General features: G+C 34.4%; 15 protein-coding genes and 1 CRISPR repeat array. Of the genes, 12 read left to right on the forward strand and 3 right to left on the reverse strand.

All coding sequences use genetic code 11. From position 1 onward, the window contains the following. Nucleotides 1-22: 22 nt before the first annotated feature. The 8 genes from Q0X02_RS05065 (at nucleotide 23) to Q0X02_RS05100 (ending at nucleotide 8,276) form a co-directional block, all read left to right on the forward strand. On the forward strand, nucleotides 23-553 hold the full coding sequence (locus Q0X02_RS05065) for a hypothetical protein (protein WP_297812497.1): 531 nt from the start codon (nucleotides 23-25) through the stop codon (nucleotides 551-553). A 230-nt stretch (nucleotides 554-783) separates the two neighbouring features. Further along, nucleotides 784-1,185: a metalloregulator ArsR/SmtB family transcription factor gene (locus tag Q0X02_RS05070; RefSeq protein ID WP_297812500.1), complete on the forward strand. Its 402-nt coding sequence runs from the start codon at nucleotides 784-786 to the stop codon at nucleotides 1,183-1,185. Nucleotides 1,186-1,228: 43 nt separating this feature from the next. Beyond that, nucleotides 1,229-1,444, forward strand: coding sequence for a cation transporter (locus Q0X02_RS05075; RefSeq protein ID WP_297812503.1), 216 nt, complete (start codon nucleotides 1,229-1,231; stop codon nucleotides 1,442-1,444). Further along, nucleotides 1,444-3,255: a heavy metal translocating P-type ATPase gene (locus tag Q0X02_RS05080; protein ID WP_297812506.1), complete on the forward strand. Its 1,812-nt coding sequence runs from the start codon at nucleotides 1,444-1,446 to the stop codon at nucleotides 3,253-3,255. The genes Q0X02_RS05075 and Q0X02_RS05080 overlap by 1 nt, the downstream gene beginning before the upstream one ends. Nucleotides 3,256-3,418: 163 nt before the next feature. Continuing rightward, nucleotides 3,419-3,559, forward strand: a complete 141-nt coding sequence (locus tag Q0X02_RS05085) for a hypothetical protein (RefSeq protein ID WP_297812509.1) — start codon at nucleotides 3,419-3,421, stop codon at nucleotides 3,557-3,559. A 238-nt stretch (nucleotides 3,560-3,797) separates the two neighbouring features. Continuing rightward, nucleotides 3,798-7,505 (forward strand): cell wall-binding repeat-containing protein, encoded by a 3,708-nt coding sequence (locus Q0X02_RS05090; RefSeq protein WP_297812512.1) that lies wholly within the window; start codon nucleotides 3,798-3,800, stop codon nucleotides 7,503-7,505. Between the two features lie 111 nt (nucleotides 7,506-7,616). After that, the gene (locus Q0X02_RS05095) at nucleotides 7,617-7,922 is read left to right on the forward strand and encodes a hypothetical protein (RefSeq protein ID WP_297812515.1); all 306 of its coding nucleotides are present in this window, start codon (nucleotides 7,617-7,619) and stop codon (nucleotides 7,920-7,922) included. Between the two features lie 81 nt (nucleotides 7,923-8,003). Continuing rightward, nucleotides 8,004-8,276, forward strand: coding sequence for a type II toxin-antitoxin system RelB/DinJ family antitoxin (locus Q0X02_RS05100; protein WP_297812518.1), 273 nt, complete (start codon nucleotides 8,004-8,006; stop codon nucleotides 8,274-8,276). A 116-nt stretch (nucleotides 8,277-8,392) separates the two neighbouring features. On the opposite strand, the gene Q0X02_RS05105 is transcribed toward Q0X02_RS05100, so the two are convergent. The 3 genes from Q0X02_RS05105 to Q0X02_RS05115 form a co-directional block, all read right to left on the reverse strand. Beyond that, the gene (locus Q0X02_RS05105) at nucleotides 8,393-8,590 is read right to left on the reverse strand and encodes a cytotoxin (RefSeq protein WP_297812521.1); all 198 of its coding nucleotides are present in this window, start codon (nucleotides 8,588-8,590) and stop codon (nucleotides 8,393-8,395) included. Further along, nucleotides 8,590-8,847, reverse strand: coding sequence for an AbrB/MazE/SpoVT family DNA-binding domain-containing protein (locus Q0X02_RS05110; RefSeq protein WP_297812524.1), 258 nt, complete (start codon nucleotides 8,845-8,847; stop codon nucleotides 8,590-8,592). The genes Q0X02_RS05105 and Q0X02_RS05110 overlap by 1 nt, the downstream gene beginning before the upstream one ends. A 113-nt stretch (nucleotides 8,848-8,960) precedes the next feature. Continuing rightward, nucleotides 8,961-9,536, reverse strand: coding sequence for an ECF transporter S component (locus Q0X02_RS05115; RefSeq protein WP_297812527.1), 576 nt, complete (start codon nucleotides 9,534-9,536; stop codon nucleotides 8,961-8,963). Between the two features lie 415 nt (nucleotides 9,537-9,951). Here Q0X02_RS05115 and cas9 point away from each other — a divergent pair, with 415 nt between their 5' ends. Genes cas9 through csn2 form a run of 4 tightly spaced genes read left to right on the forward strand, consistent with a single transcriptional unit; the run spans nucleotide 9,952 to nucleotide 15,824 of the window. Beyond that, nucleotides 9,952-13,998: a type II CRISPR RNA-guided endonuclease Cas9 gene (gene cas9, locus Q0X02_RS05120; RefSeq protein WP_297812530.1), complete on the forward strand. Its 4,047-nt coding sequence runs from the start codon at nucleotides 9,952-9,954 to the stop codon at nucleotides 13,996-13,998. Further along, complete coding sequence (gene cas1, locus Q0X02_RS05125; protein WP_297812533.1) at nucleotides 13,998-14,870, forward strand: type II CRISPR-associated endonuclease Cas1; 873 nt, start codon at nucleotides 13,998-14,000, stop codon at nucleotides 14,868-14,870. The genes cas9 and cas1 overlap by 1 nt, the downstream gene beginning before the upstream one ends. After that, nucleotides 14,860-15,180 carry a CRISPR-associated endonuclease Cas2 gene (gene cas2, locus Q0X02_RS05130; protein ID WP_297812536.1) on the forward strand — a complete coding sequence of 107 codons (321 nt, stop codon included), beginning with the start codon at nucleotides 14,860-14,862 and terminating at the stop codon, nucleotides 15,178-15,180. The genes cas1 and cas2 overlap by 11 nt, the downstream gene beginning before the upstream one ends. Beyond that, the gene (gene csn2, locus Q0X02_RS05135) at nucleotides 15,177-15,824 is read left to right on the forward strand and encodes a type II-A CRISPR-associated protein Csn2 (RefSeq protein ID WP_297812539.1); all 648 of its coding nucleotides are present in this window, start codon (nucleotides 15,177-15,179) and stop codon (nucleotides 15,822-15,824) included. Before cas2 ends, csn2 begins: the two co-directional genes overlap by 4 nt. Before the next feature lie 54 nt (nucleotides 15,825-15,878). Next, a CRISPR array of direct repeats spans nucleotides 15,879-17,567; the repeat unit is 35 nt; unit sequence GTTTGAGAATGATGTAATTTCATATAGGTATTAAA. Nucleotide 17,568: the final 1 nt, after the last annotated feature.

The following is a 17,568-nucleotide window of genomic DNA, read 5'->3' on the forward strand; positions in this document are numbered from 1 at the left end:
ATGATAAAACAGGAGGAAAAAAATGAGTAAAAAGAATAGATTTAAATATATAGTAATATTGACATTGATAATATCCTTTTTGTTAATAGAATCAAGAGCGTTTGCGATTTCTTCTGCAAACGTTAACGGCAAATATGATGATAGGATTGAACCTTTACGATTTGGTATGGTTGAAAGAAAAAAGCTTGTTGAAACAAAAACTATAACGAAAACGATTGTTCCAGGTGGTCAAGAAACTGCTATTAGTTTTAAAACCAAAGGAGGGGTTTATGTTAGTAGTGGAGGGCCAACTATCACTGTATCAGGTAGCTTTAATTCTGGGCACATATCATTTGGAGTATCTGCTGGTTATGTTAGAAAAAATAAAGTTTCTGGAGTGTTTGTAAGTTATCCACCAGATGGAAAACCATATATTGTAAAGGATGATATAAAAATTAAATGTAACGTTTATAAAGTAGAATTATATGACCAAGAATTTGGAAAGGTTACTCGAACTTATTATAAAGTAGAACCTAAGATAATAGAACATAGTTATTATGTTACTAGACGATAATAATATATAAAAATATGATGCAACACACACTTTCCTATTTAGAAAAATTTAATTTTAAATAGGAAGTGTGTTTTATTTTGAAAACTGATATAGTAAAATAATTTATTTTAAATTATAAATAGATAGTTATAAGAAGACAAGTAAATAAATATTAATATATTAATTAATACAACCAAATCTCTTTTTTTTATTGACAAAAATACAATAAGGTGCTATTATCATATTAACAAATGAACAAGTATTCATATGTTCATATAAAGGATGTGAGAGGCATAGATAAATTAAACGATGAAAAATGTGAAGTAATGCTAATTCACGAGGATAATGTAAAAAAAGCTATCAATGAGCTTCCAGATGACGAATTGATCGCCGATTTGTCCGATATGTTCAAGATTTTCGGAGATCAAACGAGGGTGAAGATTTTGATGGCATTGGAAAGCGCAGAGTTGTGCGTGTGCGACATTGCAGCTGTGATGAATATGAGCCAATCTGCAATCAGTCACCAATTGAGAGTGTTGAAACAGAGCAATATTGTGAAGACTAGACGTCAAGGAAAAGTTGTGTATTATTCGATATCCGATAATCACGTGAAAGAAATCTTTGACATTGCGATGGTACACGTTCAAGAGTAAAATACAAACAAGAATAAAATACGAAAATTTAAAGGAGAAAGTTATGAAAAGAAGATACACATTAGAAAATTTGGGATGTGCAAATTGTGCAGCAAAAATGGAAGATGCTATCAAGGAATTGGACGGAGTTAACTCTTGTACTGTTAATTTCATCACTACAAAGATGGTGTTGGATGTAGAAGATGACAAGTTTGATTCTGTGTTGAGTCAAGCAAAAGACATTATTAAATCAATTGAGCCTTACGTTGAAGTAAAATAATGAACAAAGAAATAAAATTGACGATTGTTTCTGGGATTTTGTTTGCGATTGGATTTTTCATCAAGCAACCTTATGTGAGGTTGTCCGTGTTTATGATGAGTTATCTAATCGTCGGAGTCTCAGTTATCAAGCTTGCGTTTTTGAACTTGAAAAGTGGGCAGATTTTTGATGAACATTTTTTGATGATGATAGCGACAGTTGGGGCGTTCTTCGTTGGGGAGTATCCCGAAGGTGTCGCTGTTATGCTTTTTTATCAAATTGGTGAGATTTTCCAAGATAAGGCTGTTGGCAAATCTCGCGAGTCCATAAAGGAATTGATGGACATTGCGCCGAACTTTGCGAATTTGAAAACGGAGAATGGATACGAAAAAGTCGACCCTTACGATGTCAACGTCGGCGATATCATCATGATTAAGCCGGGCGAAAAGGTTCCTGTCGATTGCGTTGTCATCGAAGGAACTTCGATGGTCGACACGAAGGCATTGACGGGAGAAAGCGTTCCGATTACGGTAGCGAAGGACGAGGATTTGATGTCGGGCTACATTGTCGTCGACAAGGTTATAACTGCGAGAGTTACGAAGGATTTTGAGAACTCTGCGGTGACGAAGATTTTGGATTTGGTGGAAAATGCCTCCAGCCAAAAGAGCAAACACGAGAGGTTTATCACGAAGTTTGCGAGATTCTACACTCCGGTGGTCGTTGTGGTCGCATTTGCGATGGCAACTGTCGTGCCGTTTGTTTTGAAACAACCTTTCCAAGTGTGGTTGTATCGTGCGTTGACATTCCTTGTAATTTCGTGTCCTTGTGCACTTGTAATCAGCGTTCCGTTGAGCTTTTTCTCAGGAATCGGTGCGAGCAGCAGGGCTGGGATTTTGGTCAAGGGCAGCAACTACATCGAAAAGCTTGCCGAGACTGATACAGTTGTGATGGACAAGACGGGTACATTGACAAAGGGCGTGTTCAATGTTGTCGATGTGAAGGCGGTTGATATTTCAGAAGAAGAACTTATGAAATACGTTGCGAGTGCGGAAAAATCATCGAACCACCCAATCGCACAGTCAATCATCGAATACTACGGACAAAAAGATATCTTGCAATTGCAAGAAGCACAAAACATCGCAGGTCAGGGAATCAAAGCTGTGATGAATGGCAAAGAAGTCCTCGCCGGCAACAAAAAATTGTTGAAAGATGTCGAGTTCGAGCCGATTGAAACGGCGGACACAGTGGTGTATGTTGCGATTGACGGCAAATTTAAGGGCTACATCAAGATAGCCGACGAAATCAAACAAGAAGCCAAGAATGCAATCAGAGATATGAAGAAAGTCGGCGTCAAACAGACGTATATGTTGACAGGTGACGGCGAGTCCGTGGCGAAATCCGTCGCAGAAAAACTCCAACTTGACGAATACAAGGCAAAGCTCCTTCCACAAGACAAGGTGGAAATCGTGAAGAAGTTGATAGACGACGGAAAGAAGGTCGCATTTGTGGGTGACGGAATCAATGACGCACCAGTGTTGGCGCTCAGCGATGTCGGAATTTCTATGGGACAAATCGGAAGTGATGCGGCAATCGAAGCGAGTGATGTTGTCATCATGACCGACGAGATTACAAAAATTGCACAGGCAATCAAAATCTCGAAGAAGACAATTAGAATTGCTATGCAAAATGCCGTGTTTGCAATTGGTATAAAAGTAGTTGTCCTCGTATTGTCGGCAATAGGCTTTGCAAATATGTGGGCTGCAATCTTCGCGGACGTAGGAGTTACGGTACTAGCAATCATAAACTCATTCAGAGCGATGCGAGCAAATTAAAATCCTAATCATAATATAATAAAAAATGCGTCAGAAATTCTGGCGTATTTTTTATGGACAAATAGATACTTGAATTTCAGAATATGTGATAAACTAAGAGCGAAAAAATCAAATCTTTCAATGAAATGTGGACTTGGAGTTGTAAAGGAAAAGAGGTGTCGAATTGGAAAACAAAAACGAAAAATTGAACACTGAAAAATCTGTGAAAAAAGAGCTATCCATCGAGGAGTTGTTCGAGGATTTTGATGGCGAATACGTAAAAGAAGAAGTGGATTGGGGAGAATGTGCAGGAAAAGAAATGTAGAATTAGTGGCTATTGTGTAGCCATTTTTTTGTTGGGAAATTTTCAAATTTGAAAAATTCCACTTCAAAATACGCAATTAAACTGTGTTATTTTTTATAAAAAATTGTTTTAATATCTATTAAATTAAAAATAAAATAATGGGATTTTTCTTGGTGATAAATTTAATTGACAACGAAAAATTGCCAAGGTATAATAATAATCGTTATCATAGACGAAATTTATTTGGAAGGAAGATTTTATGAAACTCAACAACAAAAAAATAGCATCTCTTGTACTTGCATCGCTTATATTGTCGAGCGTCACTCCTGTCGATGTGTTGGCTGCAAATCAAGTCAACTTCAACGAGAGCAAGTTCGAGAGCGCTTTGAATAGAGAAAATAGTGTGAAAGAAAATGAAGGACAACTTTCCAATCCACAGGATAAATCCAAGAGCGTTGTCAGCGTGGATGAGATTTTCAAGGGGCAAAAGGGAACGGTGGATGACCCGTACAAGATAACTTCGGAAACTCAGCTCAGACAGTTCGCTCACAGTTTGTCGAAAACACAAAACTACAAGGGCAAATTCGTCCAACTTGAAAATGATATCGAGCTACACGGAGATTGGATTCCGGTTGGCCTCGGTGAATACGCTTTTAATGGGCATTTTGATGGCAAAAATCACTCGATATCTTTGAAAATCGCAAGCAGAGATAATCTGCACATAGAGCCTATCGAAAAGGACAAAAAAATAGAATTTTTCGGCTTGTTTGGCGTCTTGGATGCTAACAGCTACATAGAAAATTTGAAATTAGATGTTGATTTGAATGTCGTGTCGGACGGGGAGTTGTTTGTCGGAGGCTTGGCGGGATATGCCAACGGAGCGACTGTAAACAATGTCGAGGTGAATGGCAAATTAACCGGCAAAACTACTCACAAGAAATCAAATGTCTTTGTCGGGGGAATTATTGCGAATGCAATCAGACAAAAAATCACAAACTCGAAATCAAACGTCGACGTAAGAGTGGAAGCGGATGGTGGACTTGCTGAAGGTGGGGGAATAATGGCGCTCACTAACAGAGGGTTGATTTTCAATTCGTACTCTAAAGGGAAAATTACCGGAAGTGCCAACAGAAAAACAGCTGAGGGAAGCACTGCGTTGGGTGGAATTTGTGGTGTAAATGCCGGTACGATTGCGAATTGCTATGCGACAAATGACATCATAAGTGATTGCTATACGGGCTACATCGGAGCTGTTACGGGTTGGATAACGGGGATAGGCTCTGCTTATCAGTGCTATTATTTCAAGGATTCGACGTTAATCACGGATTACACGACGAAAAACAAGAATGTAATCAAACCAGCGATTGCAGTCGGCTGGATGGTCACAGGAAGTGGCGTAAGCGAGGAAGGACTTGTCTACGACGGCGCTGTGAAGATGGATGTCAGAGGGCTTGATAGTCAACAGATGAAGAATGATTTGACGAGAATTTTGAACGAAAATTTGAAAAAATCGAGGATAAATTTGAAAAAGGGAAGCCGTACGAAGGGGCATTGGAAGGGCGACGACAAGCTTTCACAAAATATTTTTGAGTGGACAAATTTGGACTCAAATGCGACTTTTTCGGACAAAAAAGCCAAGGTCGTGTACGACAAAAACACGGAAAAACTCATTCAACAACTCATTCTCGATTCAAAAGTCGGCATAAATCAAGGCGAATTTTACGGAAGGAGCAAGGACAAATCCGTCGTTGTGAAGGTGAATTTCGACGAAAAAGCACAAATCAAAGAGGTTAATCTGATTGAAGGAAACGTCGACAAAAAAGAGTTGGACGAAATAGCCCAAAATCAACAAAAAATTTCGGGTATAAAAAATGAGAAGTTGAAAGAAGCCGTTCTTAAAGCTGTTGAAAAATCAAAGGCAAACGACAGCTCGGACTACAGCAAATTAAACCCAGCTATTTTCGCCGGTGGCAAGGGAACTGTCGATGACCCATTTGTGATAAAAACCGAAAATCAGTTGGTGGATTTTGCAAAGTCAATCAACGAGGAGGAAAATTACGACAAGAAATTTGTGAAGTTAAACAACGATGTGACATTGACGAAACAGTGGAAGGTCGCCGGTTCACAGGGCAAAGTCGCATTCAAGGGCGATTTCAACGGAAATAATTGCACGATTTCAAATATGAGGATTGGCTCTGACAAATTGCCGGCAAATTACAGATTTGTGGGATTGTTTGGAAATATTTCTTCGGGGTCGGTACACGATTTGAACATAAAGGATGTTGAAATCCACAACAAAAACACATCCGAAGACAGAGTATTCATCGGCTGTGTGTGTGGTAATGTGCAAAACGGAGGATTTATCGACAACGTGCGTGTCAATGGCAAAATCAACTCGTATTCTTTGCGTGAACAACAGTATTTGGGAGCAATCGCAGGACAGGCTTTGAAGTCCAACATCATCAATTCGTCAGCGGATATAGACATCGTAGCGAACGCAGATTCAAAAGACATCTACGCCGGTGGGCTCGTGGGAATAAATGCCTTCGGTGCGTTGTTCAACAGCAGCTCACGAGGCGAAATCACTGCGAAAAGCACACTCAACAAAGTCGCAATCGGAGGAGCGTGCGGATATCAGTCGGGGGTTTTGTACAACGTGTATTCACAAGTAGGCTTGAACTCCCAATCTCCGACGACTGATGTGGGTGAATTGATTGGAAGAGCGACAGGCGTTGCACACAGCTTCAACAGTTTTTACGCCAAAGACAAATCGCCAAAAGTAACCGGCAAAGAGAAACAATCGCAAAACGGAGTTGGCGTCATTGTCAACAAAGCAGAGTATGAAAATATATTGGCTGTGGAAAAATTTGAAAGCTCCGTGGTTGAAAAAATGAACGAAAATATCGCATCACAGGATTACCAAAAAGCGTTCAATCTTGTCAAAGCGGACAACAAAGACAAAATCAAACTCAAAAAGTGGACACTCGACCAACCACGACAAAAACCGACAATGCCAACGGTAGCACCTACAAGTGAGCCATCTAAGACAAACAACTCAACGACAACTGCGACAGTACAAAATGTTGAGAGAATCGCAGGAAAAACAAGAGAGTTGACGGCGATTGAAGTATCCAAGAAAATGTATCCCGGAACAACGGACACTGTAATCTTGGCAAACGCCGACAATTTCTCGGACACATTGTCCGCCGCTCCTCTCGCTAAAAACGAAAAAGCTGTGATATTGTACACATCACAATCCAAAATCTCCAACGATACATTGAATGAAATCAAGAGATTACACGCAAAGAACATAATCATAGTCGGTGGAGAAAAATCGGTCGATGAAAAAATATTCAATCAAATGAAGGACAACTATAATACAACGAGAATCGCTGGGGAAAATCGCTATGAAACAAGCTTGAAAATAGCAAAACAACTCATAGACAAGACAAAATCCAAGAACTTGCAAATAGCAAACGGCGATAAATTCCAAGACGCATTGGCAATCACAAACTTGTCCAACAAATTCAACTCCCCAGTCCTACTTGTCAGAGCCGACACGATAGATTCGGAAATAATCAAAGAATTGAAAAAAATGGACTTCGACGAAATCAACGTAGCCGGTGGAGAAAAGACAATCACAGCCCAAACACTCGAAAACATACAAAAGCTCACAAAAGCAAAAGTAAACAGAATTGCGGGGGAAAACCGCTACGAAACAAGCTTGAAAATAGCGAAAATGATGGGCACAAAAGACAAAGTTGTATTGGCGAGTGGCGAAAAATTCCAAGATAGTCTAGTGGCAGCGGCATACTGCGACAAAACGCAATCGGTGTTGTTGTTGACTGCAAAGGAAAACCTGCAACAAAGTACCAAAGAATACTTAGCACAAAACAAACCGTCAGTCACAATAATCGGAGGAGAACAGTCAGTCTCTGAAAAAATAATCGAACAAATAAAAAAATAATCGAATAAACAAAAATAAACCACAAGATGGCGTAAAGAACGCTAGTTTGTGGAATCTGGCAAGGGTTGAGTAAAATAGAAACATCAACTATACTGTTAATAGGGTGATAAAATGAAAATATTAGGATATGTATTCTTGGCTACATTCGCAGTGGCACTGGGACTTGGAATATACTCCATATCGAAAATACTCGGATTTGCCAAGATTAGAAAAAACGTCAGCTCAGAAAAAATCTGGGCCACATTAGCTCAAAAAAGACAAGTGCAACTCGACAGAATACTCGTCAAGAAAAACCACAGGAAATTTTCCAGAGTAGAACAAGAAAAAATACTGAAAAACATATCGACTTGCAGAAAATGTATCCTCATCGGATTGATAGCTTTGATACTTTCAATCGTGTTCATAGTGATAGGATAATGACAACATAATGAAGTTACACGAATAAATGCTGATGTTTTTTCGTAAATGAATTAAAATATATTTATAAGGAGGTCTATTATGTCAACTGTTAATTTAAATATTAGAACTGATAAAGAAATTAAAGAAAAAGCAGAAAATATTTTTCAACAGTTGGGACTTAATATGGCAACGGCAATAAATATGTTTTTGAGAACATCAATAAGGGAAAATGGAATCCCATTCGATTTGAAAATCAATTCGGTAAACGATGAAACAAAACTTGCGATTGAAGAAGGAAGAAAAATCGCAGACGACAAAACAGTCAAAGGATACGTAAGTATCGAAGAATTGAAAAAAGCTCTTGAAATATGAGACAAAAATATGCGTCAGAGTAAAATCTGACGCTTTTTTTAATTTAATCAAAAATCAAATAAAATATCGTGATGACCAATATCCAACAAAATAATCATCTCATTATCTTCGTAAAACTAAATAATTCGAATATCCATATTTACAGAAGATTCCCACAGACCATCACTACCCTGAATTTTTTTCGTTCTTAGAGACGGATGTGTTGGATTATCTATAAAGAATGAAAGTTTTTTCTTGGTTTGCTTTTTTTCGATATCAGATAATTTTTTGTAGTGTTTTTTAAATGATTTTGTGTAGGTTATTTTATAGCTCATTACTTGTCCAACTCTTCAAAAAGAGAATCAATATTTTCAAAAACAGGTTGGTCGCCATTTTCAATGGAAGTTTTCAGTTTTTGAACAGATTCTTTCAAATTTTTGATAACACGTTCTGGATATACAGCAACTGGAACGAGAATAATCTTGCCATCTTCTTCCATAACTTCGAATTGGTCTCCCTGATTCAAATCAAGTGAGTTGACAATTTCTTTTGGAATTGTCACTTGTGACTTTGCTTTAAGTTCGACTAACATATTATCACCTCTTTAGTTAGAAATTCCTACTTTCTAACTAAATTGTATTATTTTTTATGTCAGGTGTCAAGAAATACAAGCAAATAGCGTCAGAGCAAAATCTGACGCTTTTTTTAATTTAATAAATCTTGTTTTTTTAATATTGGGCGAATTGCCACAAACAAAATGTTCGCCACGATAACCGTCACTATTGCGTTGAAAAACGTCACGCCGGCGCTGATTTTGGCGAGCGCCTTTGCAAATTCCTGAGGTTGACCGAGGACGTATAATTTGTAAAAATAACCCACAAATGGGTCTGCGAAAACATTGAACAACATCGCAACGCTTGACGATATGACAGACCATTTTACGATGTATTTTTTGTCGTTGGACTCGTTGATTTTCTTGGATTTGTGGGCGATTGCTCCCACAATCAAACCAATACACAATTTCAAAACAAAAGTCTTCGGAGCGACTAAAATATACACAGGGTCCATTATATCTGCGATTGTCATCCCGATTGCACCGGCAAGACCTCCGTAAAAACCGCCGAGCAACAGCGACGCCAACACCAAGAATACATTGCCGAAGTGAATCGATGTGAAATCTCCACCCGGAACAGGTATTTTGATTTGTAGATAAGTGAACGTGATGAAACACATTGCCGCTAGAACTGCACATTGTACGAGTTTTAGTGTCTTTTTATTCAAGCAAATCCCTCCATTCATTTACTCTTAGTGTATTATTTAAAATAAAAAATGTCAATTATCCACCTACACATCAATGTAGTCGCTGTAGACGGGATAAAGGTTGTGGTATGCTAAGGTAGATGCCAAAATCCAGAAGAACAACAAACGTTTGCGATAAAACAAAAAATAATTTCTTATAAATAATAGAACTCTTTTTATGATTTGATATAATAAAATCAAAGACAAAAATCTAATAATAATAAACAATAAAAAAACAAATCCGAAGATTTGTTTAGTCCACCAATGTGGGCTCTTTCGAGCGATTTGAGTAAACTTTTATTTGAACTCATGATGTAATCTCATATAGGTATTAAACTGAGATTAATTAAATTATATTAGAAATACAAATTTTTGTCAACGTTTATCAGGAGGATTTATGAAAAAAGATAAGAAGTATTATATCGGATTGGATGTAGGCACTAACAGTGTAGGATGGGCAGTTACTGATGAATGCTACAATATTCTTAGAGCCAAAGGAAAAGATTTGTGGGGAGTCAGACTATTTGAAAAAGCAAACACTGCAGCAGAAACAAGAACATTCAGAAGTGGTAGAAGAAGAAACGACAGAAAAGGTATGCGACTTCAAATTTTGAGAGAAATATTTGAAGATGAAATTAAAAAGGTAGACAAAGACTTCTATGACAGACTTGATGAAAGTAAATTCTGGGCTGAAGACAAAAAAGTATCTGGGAAATACTCGTTATTTAATGATAAAAATTTCAGTGACAAGCAATATTTTGAAAAGTTTCCTACTGTTTTTCATCTTAGAAAATATTTAATGGAAGAACACGAAAAAGTAGACATAAGATACTATTTTCTAGCTATCAATCAAATGATGAAAAGAAGAGGACATTTTCTAATTGATGGTCAGATTTCTCACGTTACAGATGATAAGCCATTAAAACAACAACTTATTCTATTAATAAATGATTTATTAAAAATCGAATTAGACGAAGTGCTTATGGATTCGATATTTGAAATTTTGGCGGATGTAAACGAAAAGAAAACTGAAAAGAAAGATAATATAAAAGAACTATTAAAGAGGCAATCGTTTAATACTAAAGTAATTAACATCTTGTACTCGATTTTTGAATCAATAGTTACTGGCAGCGCAATAATTAAAAATATAATTTCAGATGAAGACATTCTTGAAAAAATAAAAGAAGATAATAAGAAAAATTTTGTACTTACGGGAGATAGCTACGAGGAAAATCTCCAATATTTTGAGGAAGTTTTACAAGAAAACATAACATTGTTTAACACACTTAAATCAGCATACGATTTTGTAATCCTTCAATCAATATTAAAAGGCAAGAGTACACTTTCTGATGCACAAGTCGAACGATATGACGAACATAAAAAAGACCTCGAAATACTCAAAAAAGTAATAAAAAAATACGATGAAGATGGAGAATTATTCAATCAAGTGTTCAAGGAAGATAATGGAAAAGGATATGTTTCATATATTGGATATTATTTGAACAAAAACAAAAAAATTACCGCAAAGAAAATATCAAATAGTGTTTTTGCAGAACACATTAAGGGCATTCTTGAAAAACAATGCGATAGCAATGATGAAGATGTTAAGTATTTATTGGGCAAAATAGAACAAGAAAACTTTCTATTAAAGCAAATATCATCCATAAATTCCATCATTCCATATCAAATTCACCTTTTTGAATTAGATAAAATATTGGAAAACTTAGCCAAAAACTACCCTAGCTTTGACAATAAGGATGAAGAATTTACAAAAATAGAAAAGATTAGAAAAACATTCACATTCAGGATTCCGTATTATGTTGGCCCATTAAATGATTACCACAAAAACAACGGCGGAAATGCTTGGATATTCAGAAATAAGGACGAAAAAATAAGACCTTGGAATTTTGAAAAAATAGTTGACCTGCATAAAAGTGAAGAAGAATTTATCAAAAGAATGCTAAATCAATGCACTTATCTCCCAGAAGAGACAGTGCTTCCCAAATCATCTATTCTTTATTCAGAATATATGGTGCTAAACGAATTGAATAATTTGAGGATTAAGGGAAATCCACTAGATACCGATGTTAAGTTGAAATTAATTGAAGAATTATTCAAGAAAAAGACAAAGGTTACTCTCAAATCAATCAGAGATTATATGATAAGGAATAACTTTGCAGATAAAGAAGATTTTGATAATTCAGAGAAAAACTTGGAAATAGCATCCAATATGAAATCATATATTGATTTTAAAAATATATTAGGTGACAAGTTTGACTTAAAAATGGTAGAGGACATCATTGAGAAGATTACGATTCATACGGGAAATAAAAAACTTTTGAAAAAATACATCGAAGAAACTTATCCCGATTTATCAAATCCGCTACAAAAAATTATCAACCTTAAATACAGAGATTGGGGAAGATTATCAAGAAAATTATTAGACGGAATTACAGGTACAAATATCGAAACAGGCGAGATTGATACAGTAATTAATTTCTTGAGAAATTCAAACGACAATCTGATGCAAATTATTGGAAGCCAAAATTACAGCTTTAATGACTATATTGATAAGTTAAGGAAAAAATACATTCCCCAAGAAATAAGTTATGATGTTGTTGAAAATCTTTACGTATCTCCATCTGTAAAAAAGATGATATGGCAAGTTATAAGAGTTACAGAAGAAATCACAAAGGTTATGGGATATGACGCGGATAAAATCTTCATAGAAATGGCAAAATCTGAAGAGGAAAAAAAGACGACAATTTCAAGAAAAAATAAATTGCTAGCCTTATATAAAGCGATAAAAAAAGATGAAAGAGATAGCCAATATAATGAGCTATTAAAAGGGTTAAAAGAATTAGACGATAGCGACCTTAGAAGCAAAAAACTTTATCTGTACTACACTCAAATGGGAAGAGATATGTATACTGGTGAAAAGATTGACTTGGATAAATTATACGATTCTACACACTACGATAAAGACCACATAATACCTCAAAGTATGAAAAAAGATGATTCGATAATAAACAACTTGGTGTTAGTAAACAAAAAAGCAAACCAAACCACAAAGGGCAATATATACCCAGTACCATCTAGTATCAGAAATAATCCGGATATTTACAATTACTGGAAGTATTTGATGGAAAGGGAGTTCATCAGCAAAGAAAAATACAATAGATTAATAAGAAATACACCACTAACAAATGAAGAACTTGGCGGATTCATCAGTAGACAACTTGTAGAAACAAGACAATCTACAAAAGCAATCAAAGAATTATTCGAAAAGTTCTACCAAAAATCAAAAATAATACCTGTAAAAGCAAGCCTTGCAAGTGATTTGAGAAAAGATATGAATACTTTGAAATCCAGAGATGTGAATGACCTTCACCATGCACACGATGCGTTTTTGAATATTGTAGCAGGAGATGTGTGGAATCGAGAATTTACATCAAATCCAATAAATTATGTCAAAGAAAACAGAGAAGGCGACAAGGTAAAATATTCGTTACGTGATTATTTTACAAGACCTCGTAAATCCAAAGGAAAAGTCATCTGGGCACCTGAAAAAGGAAGAAAATTGATTGTAGATACATTGAATAAACCATCAGTTCTAATAAGTAACGAAAGTTATATACAAAAAGGAAAATTGTTCGATGCAACTATTGAAGGGAAAAAGGATTATAAGAAAGGAACAATGTATCTTCCGCTAAAAAAAGATGATAGATTACAAGATGTATCGAAATACGGAGGATATTTGAAAATTAGGGGAGCGTTCTTTTTCTTGGTAGAGCATACTAAAAGCAAGAAAAGAATTAGAAGCATAGAAATGTTTCCGCTACATTTGCTTAGTAAATTTTATGAAGATAAAAATACAGTATTGGATTATGCGATAAATGTATTGCAATTACAAGAGCCAAAGATATTAATAGACAAAATTAATTATCATACGGAAATAGAAATAGATGGTTTTAATTATATAATTAGAGGCAGTAATATAAAACAAATAATAATTGAACCAAATATTCAGATGTATTGGACAACAGAAGAAATGAACAGTTTCAAATATTTAGAAAACAAAGCCTTAAAAGCTAAACAATTAGGGGAATCTATTTATGAAAATGAAGATAAAATTCTATTAAAAGAGTGCTTGGAAAAAATTATAAAAAAACTTAATACAAAACCTTACACTAATAGAATTAATTTACCAAATCTAAAAGATATTAATTTTGATGAGTTTACTACTTCTCAGTTATACGACCTAATGACAAATTTACTGATTTTAACAAAGAAAACCGAAGATTGTTCAAACTTATTGGTCATTAATCTAGCGAAATCATCAGGGAAAACCTTCATGGCTAAAAAATTAGAGAAATACAATAAAGTTAATTTAGTATATAAATCAATAACAGGAATATATGAAAAGAGGATAAGAATAAAATAATGGGATGGAGAACAGTATTAATTTCAGGTCGAGCAAAGCTCGACTTGAAATTAAATAATCTAGTAATTAGAAAGGAACAAATCGTCAAAGTTCACATACCGGAAATTGCGGTGTTGATTATTGATTCTACAATGGTTTCAATTACAACAGCGTTGATTGAAAAATTGATAGATGAAAAAGTAAAAATAATTTTCTGCGGAAAAGACCACAACACAATAGGAGAAATCGTTAATTATTACAGTAAGCACAATTCTCCTCTGATGATTAGAAAGCAAATTTTATGGCAGAATAATTCTAAACAAAAGACGTGGAGAGAAATTACCAAAGAAAAAATTAATAGACAAGCTCTGCTATTGAAGTTTATAGGTAAAGAAAATGCCAATCTGCTATTAGAATACAAATCACAAGTACAAGATGGGGATGTTTCGAATAGGGAAGGTCATGCAGCAAAAGTGTATTTTAATAGTCTTTTTGGCAAAGATTTTTCGAGAAGCCAAGATAACCCGACAAATGCGATGCTGAATTTTGGATATTCGATATTACTGTCAATATTCACACGAGAAATAACCTCGGACGGATATTTAACACAACTAGGGATATTCCACGAAAATCAATTCAATTACTATAATTTATCAAGCGATTTGATGGAACCTTTAAGACCTATGATAGATAATATTGTATATTTTTATGAACCAGAAAAATTCGAGAAGGAAGAAAAAATAGCGATATTAAAAATCATGGACAAAGAAGTTTTCGTGGGAAAAACAAGGTATACATTGCTCAATGCGGTTAATGAGTATTGCAAGTCGGTGTTTCTGGCATTGGAGAAAGGAGAAGAACAATTAATTAAATTTATTGATTATGAGTTATAGATATATGAGAACAATAGTATTTTTTGATTTGCCAACACAATCATTAGACGATAAAAGAAGATACAGAGCTTTTAGGAAATTTTTGTTGACCGAAGGATTTATGATGCTACAAGAATCTGTTTATTGCAAGCTATCATTGAATCAGACCAATGTGAATACATTAAAAGACAGAATAGAAAAGAACAAACCATCGATTGGAATAGTACAAATACTCACAATAACTGAAAAACAATTTCAATCTATGGAATACATTGTGGGAGAAAACAAGTCGAGCTTGGTGGATACGGATGAAGGATTGATAATACTATGAACCTAAAATATGAACTATTAAATGAGCCTTTTTTTGTAGAATATGGAGATATTTGCAACATAACAATTGAAAATAAATTAGAATATAGAAAGATAATAGAAAACATATACAACCAAGAAAACATAGAATTATATGACGATGATAAGTTAATTACAAAATACAAAGTCATAGAAAACTCCGCTATTTTGGACTTTGCTGACAAGAAAATCACTACGAAAATTATTAAAGATTTAATGGAAATTATCTCCGACGAAAAACATTACGAACAAAAAATAAATTTAAACTCATCAATTGTTAATTTTATCAACGACATTGCGCTGGATTATCCATATATGTTGGACATAGGAGATGAAGTTAACTTTGAATCGCTATTAAAAGTAGTACCCATTAAATCAAGTGTAGACTACACAGATTTCCTGGATAAATTTGTTTCTTTTTTAGATATATACCAAAATGTTTTAAAGATAGATGTGTTCTACACAATAAATTTATTGCAGTATTTTACAGAAGAAGAGCTCAAAGAATTATCCGATTACATTAAAATTAAAAACATTTGTATCATAAATTATGATAATATATTAGTAGAGAGCAATATAATTTCCAAAAAATTGCTTTTCGATAATGATTTATGCAGAGTTTTATAAGTATCTGTATGAAATTACCGCTTTGATGGAGTGATTCTCGCTCATGGATTTGAGGTTTGAGAATGATGTAATTTCATATAGGTATTAAACGTAGTTCCTATGTGCATGAGGATTGCTGGAGTTTGAGAATGATGTAATTTCATATAGGTATTAAACAATGAAAACAGCGACTACGTTGCGATTGTGAGTTTGAGAATGATGTAATTTCATATAGGTATTAAACAAATAAGAAAAAAGTTATATCAACTGATAAGTTTGAGAATGATGTAATTTCATATAGGTATTAAACTTTGTCTACGGATTTTTCATCGTTACACTCAGTTTGAGAATGATGTAATTTCATATAGGTATTAAACCTTGGTGACAAATTAAAAGATGAAATTAAAGTTTGAGAATGATGTAATTTCATATAGGTATTAAACTAAGTTGAACGCTTTAAAGAATAATTGCAAGTTTGAGAATGATGTAATTTCATATAGGTATTAAACTAATCAAGATGGTTGCAGAATACACACAAGGTTTGAGAATGATGTAATTTCATATAGGTATTAAACAAATCTAAAACTGATACAACATTTCCACAAGTTTGAGAATGATGTAATTTCATATAGGTATTAAACTGAGGACTTATGGTTCATTAAGGGTCAGTGGTTTGAGAATGATGTAATTTCATATAGGTATTAAACTTAGTAATTACAAAGGCTACACATTGGGGGGTTTGAGAATGATGTAATTTCATATAGGTATTAAACCTTGATATGCGTCATCTGTAACTCCATTTTGTTTGAGAATGATGTAATTTCATATAGGTATTAAACTTGTATATGATGTAAATATTCCGTTTTATGAGTTTGAGAATGATGTAATTTCATATAGGTATTAAACTTCGGTCTTTGCTCCCATTCCAAATAATGTGTTTGAGAATGATGTAATTTCATATAGGTATTAAACAAATTTGTTGTATTGCATCCACGAATTTATGTTTGAGAATGATGTAATTTCATATAGGTATTAAACTTCAGCATTGACTGCTGTACCCTCTTGGAAGTTTGAGAATGATGTAATTTCATATAGGTATTAAACTCTTACCCTTTGCGTAGTTGTGAGTTTTTAGTTTGAGAATGATGTAATTTCATATAGGTATTAAACTATTAAAGATGTTAATGAAATGTTGCAATAGTTTGAGAATGATGTAATTTCATATAGGTATTAAACACGCAATAACAATAAATGGTTTATCAAGTAGTTTGAGAATGATGTAATTTCATATAGGTATTAAACAGATTGTGAGGGTGTCATGCCGAGTACAAAGTTTGAGAATGATGTAATTTCATATAGGTATTAAACAAACTCAGTTTTCATCCTTTCCATAGCAATGTTTGAGAATGATGTAATTTCATATAGGTATTAAACGCAGCTGTGACAATGCCAACTCTCGGCTTTGTTTGAGAATGATGTAATTTCATATAGGTATTAAACACACCGAGTTGGTTTTTCGATGCGATGGGAGTTTGAGAATGATGTAATTTCATATAGGTATTAAACCTGGATAATTTTCTAGTAGGCTTTCTGAGTGTTTGAGAATGATGTAATTTCATATAGGTATTAAACCCAGTATTTAAAGACGCTGGAGACAAGATAAGTTTGAGAATGATGTAATTTCATATAGGTATTAAACTTATTTTGGCTATCAAATATCAAAAAGCGAGTTTGAGAATGATGTAATTTCATATAGGTATTAAAC

Origin of the sequence: uncultured Finegoldia sp. (genome assembly GCF_947252345.1) — a bacterium.
In the GTDB taxonomy this organism is placed as follows: Bacteria; Bacillota; Clostridia; order Tissierellales; family Peptoniphilaceae; genus Finegoldia.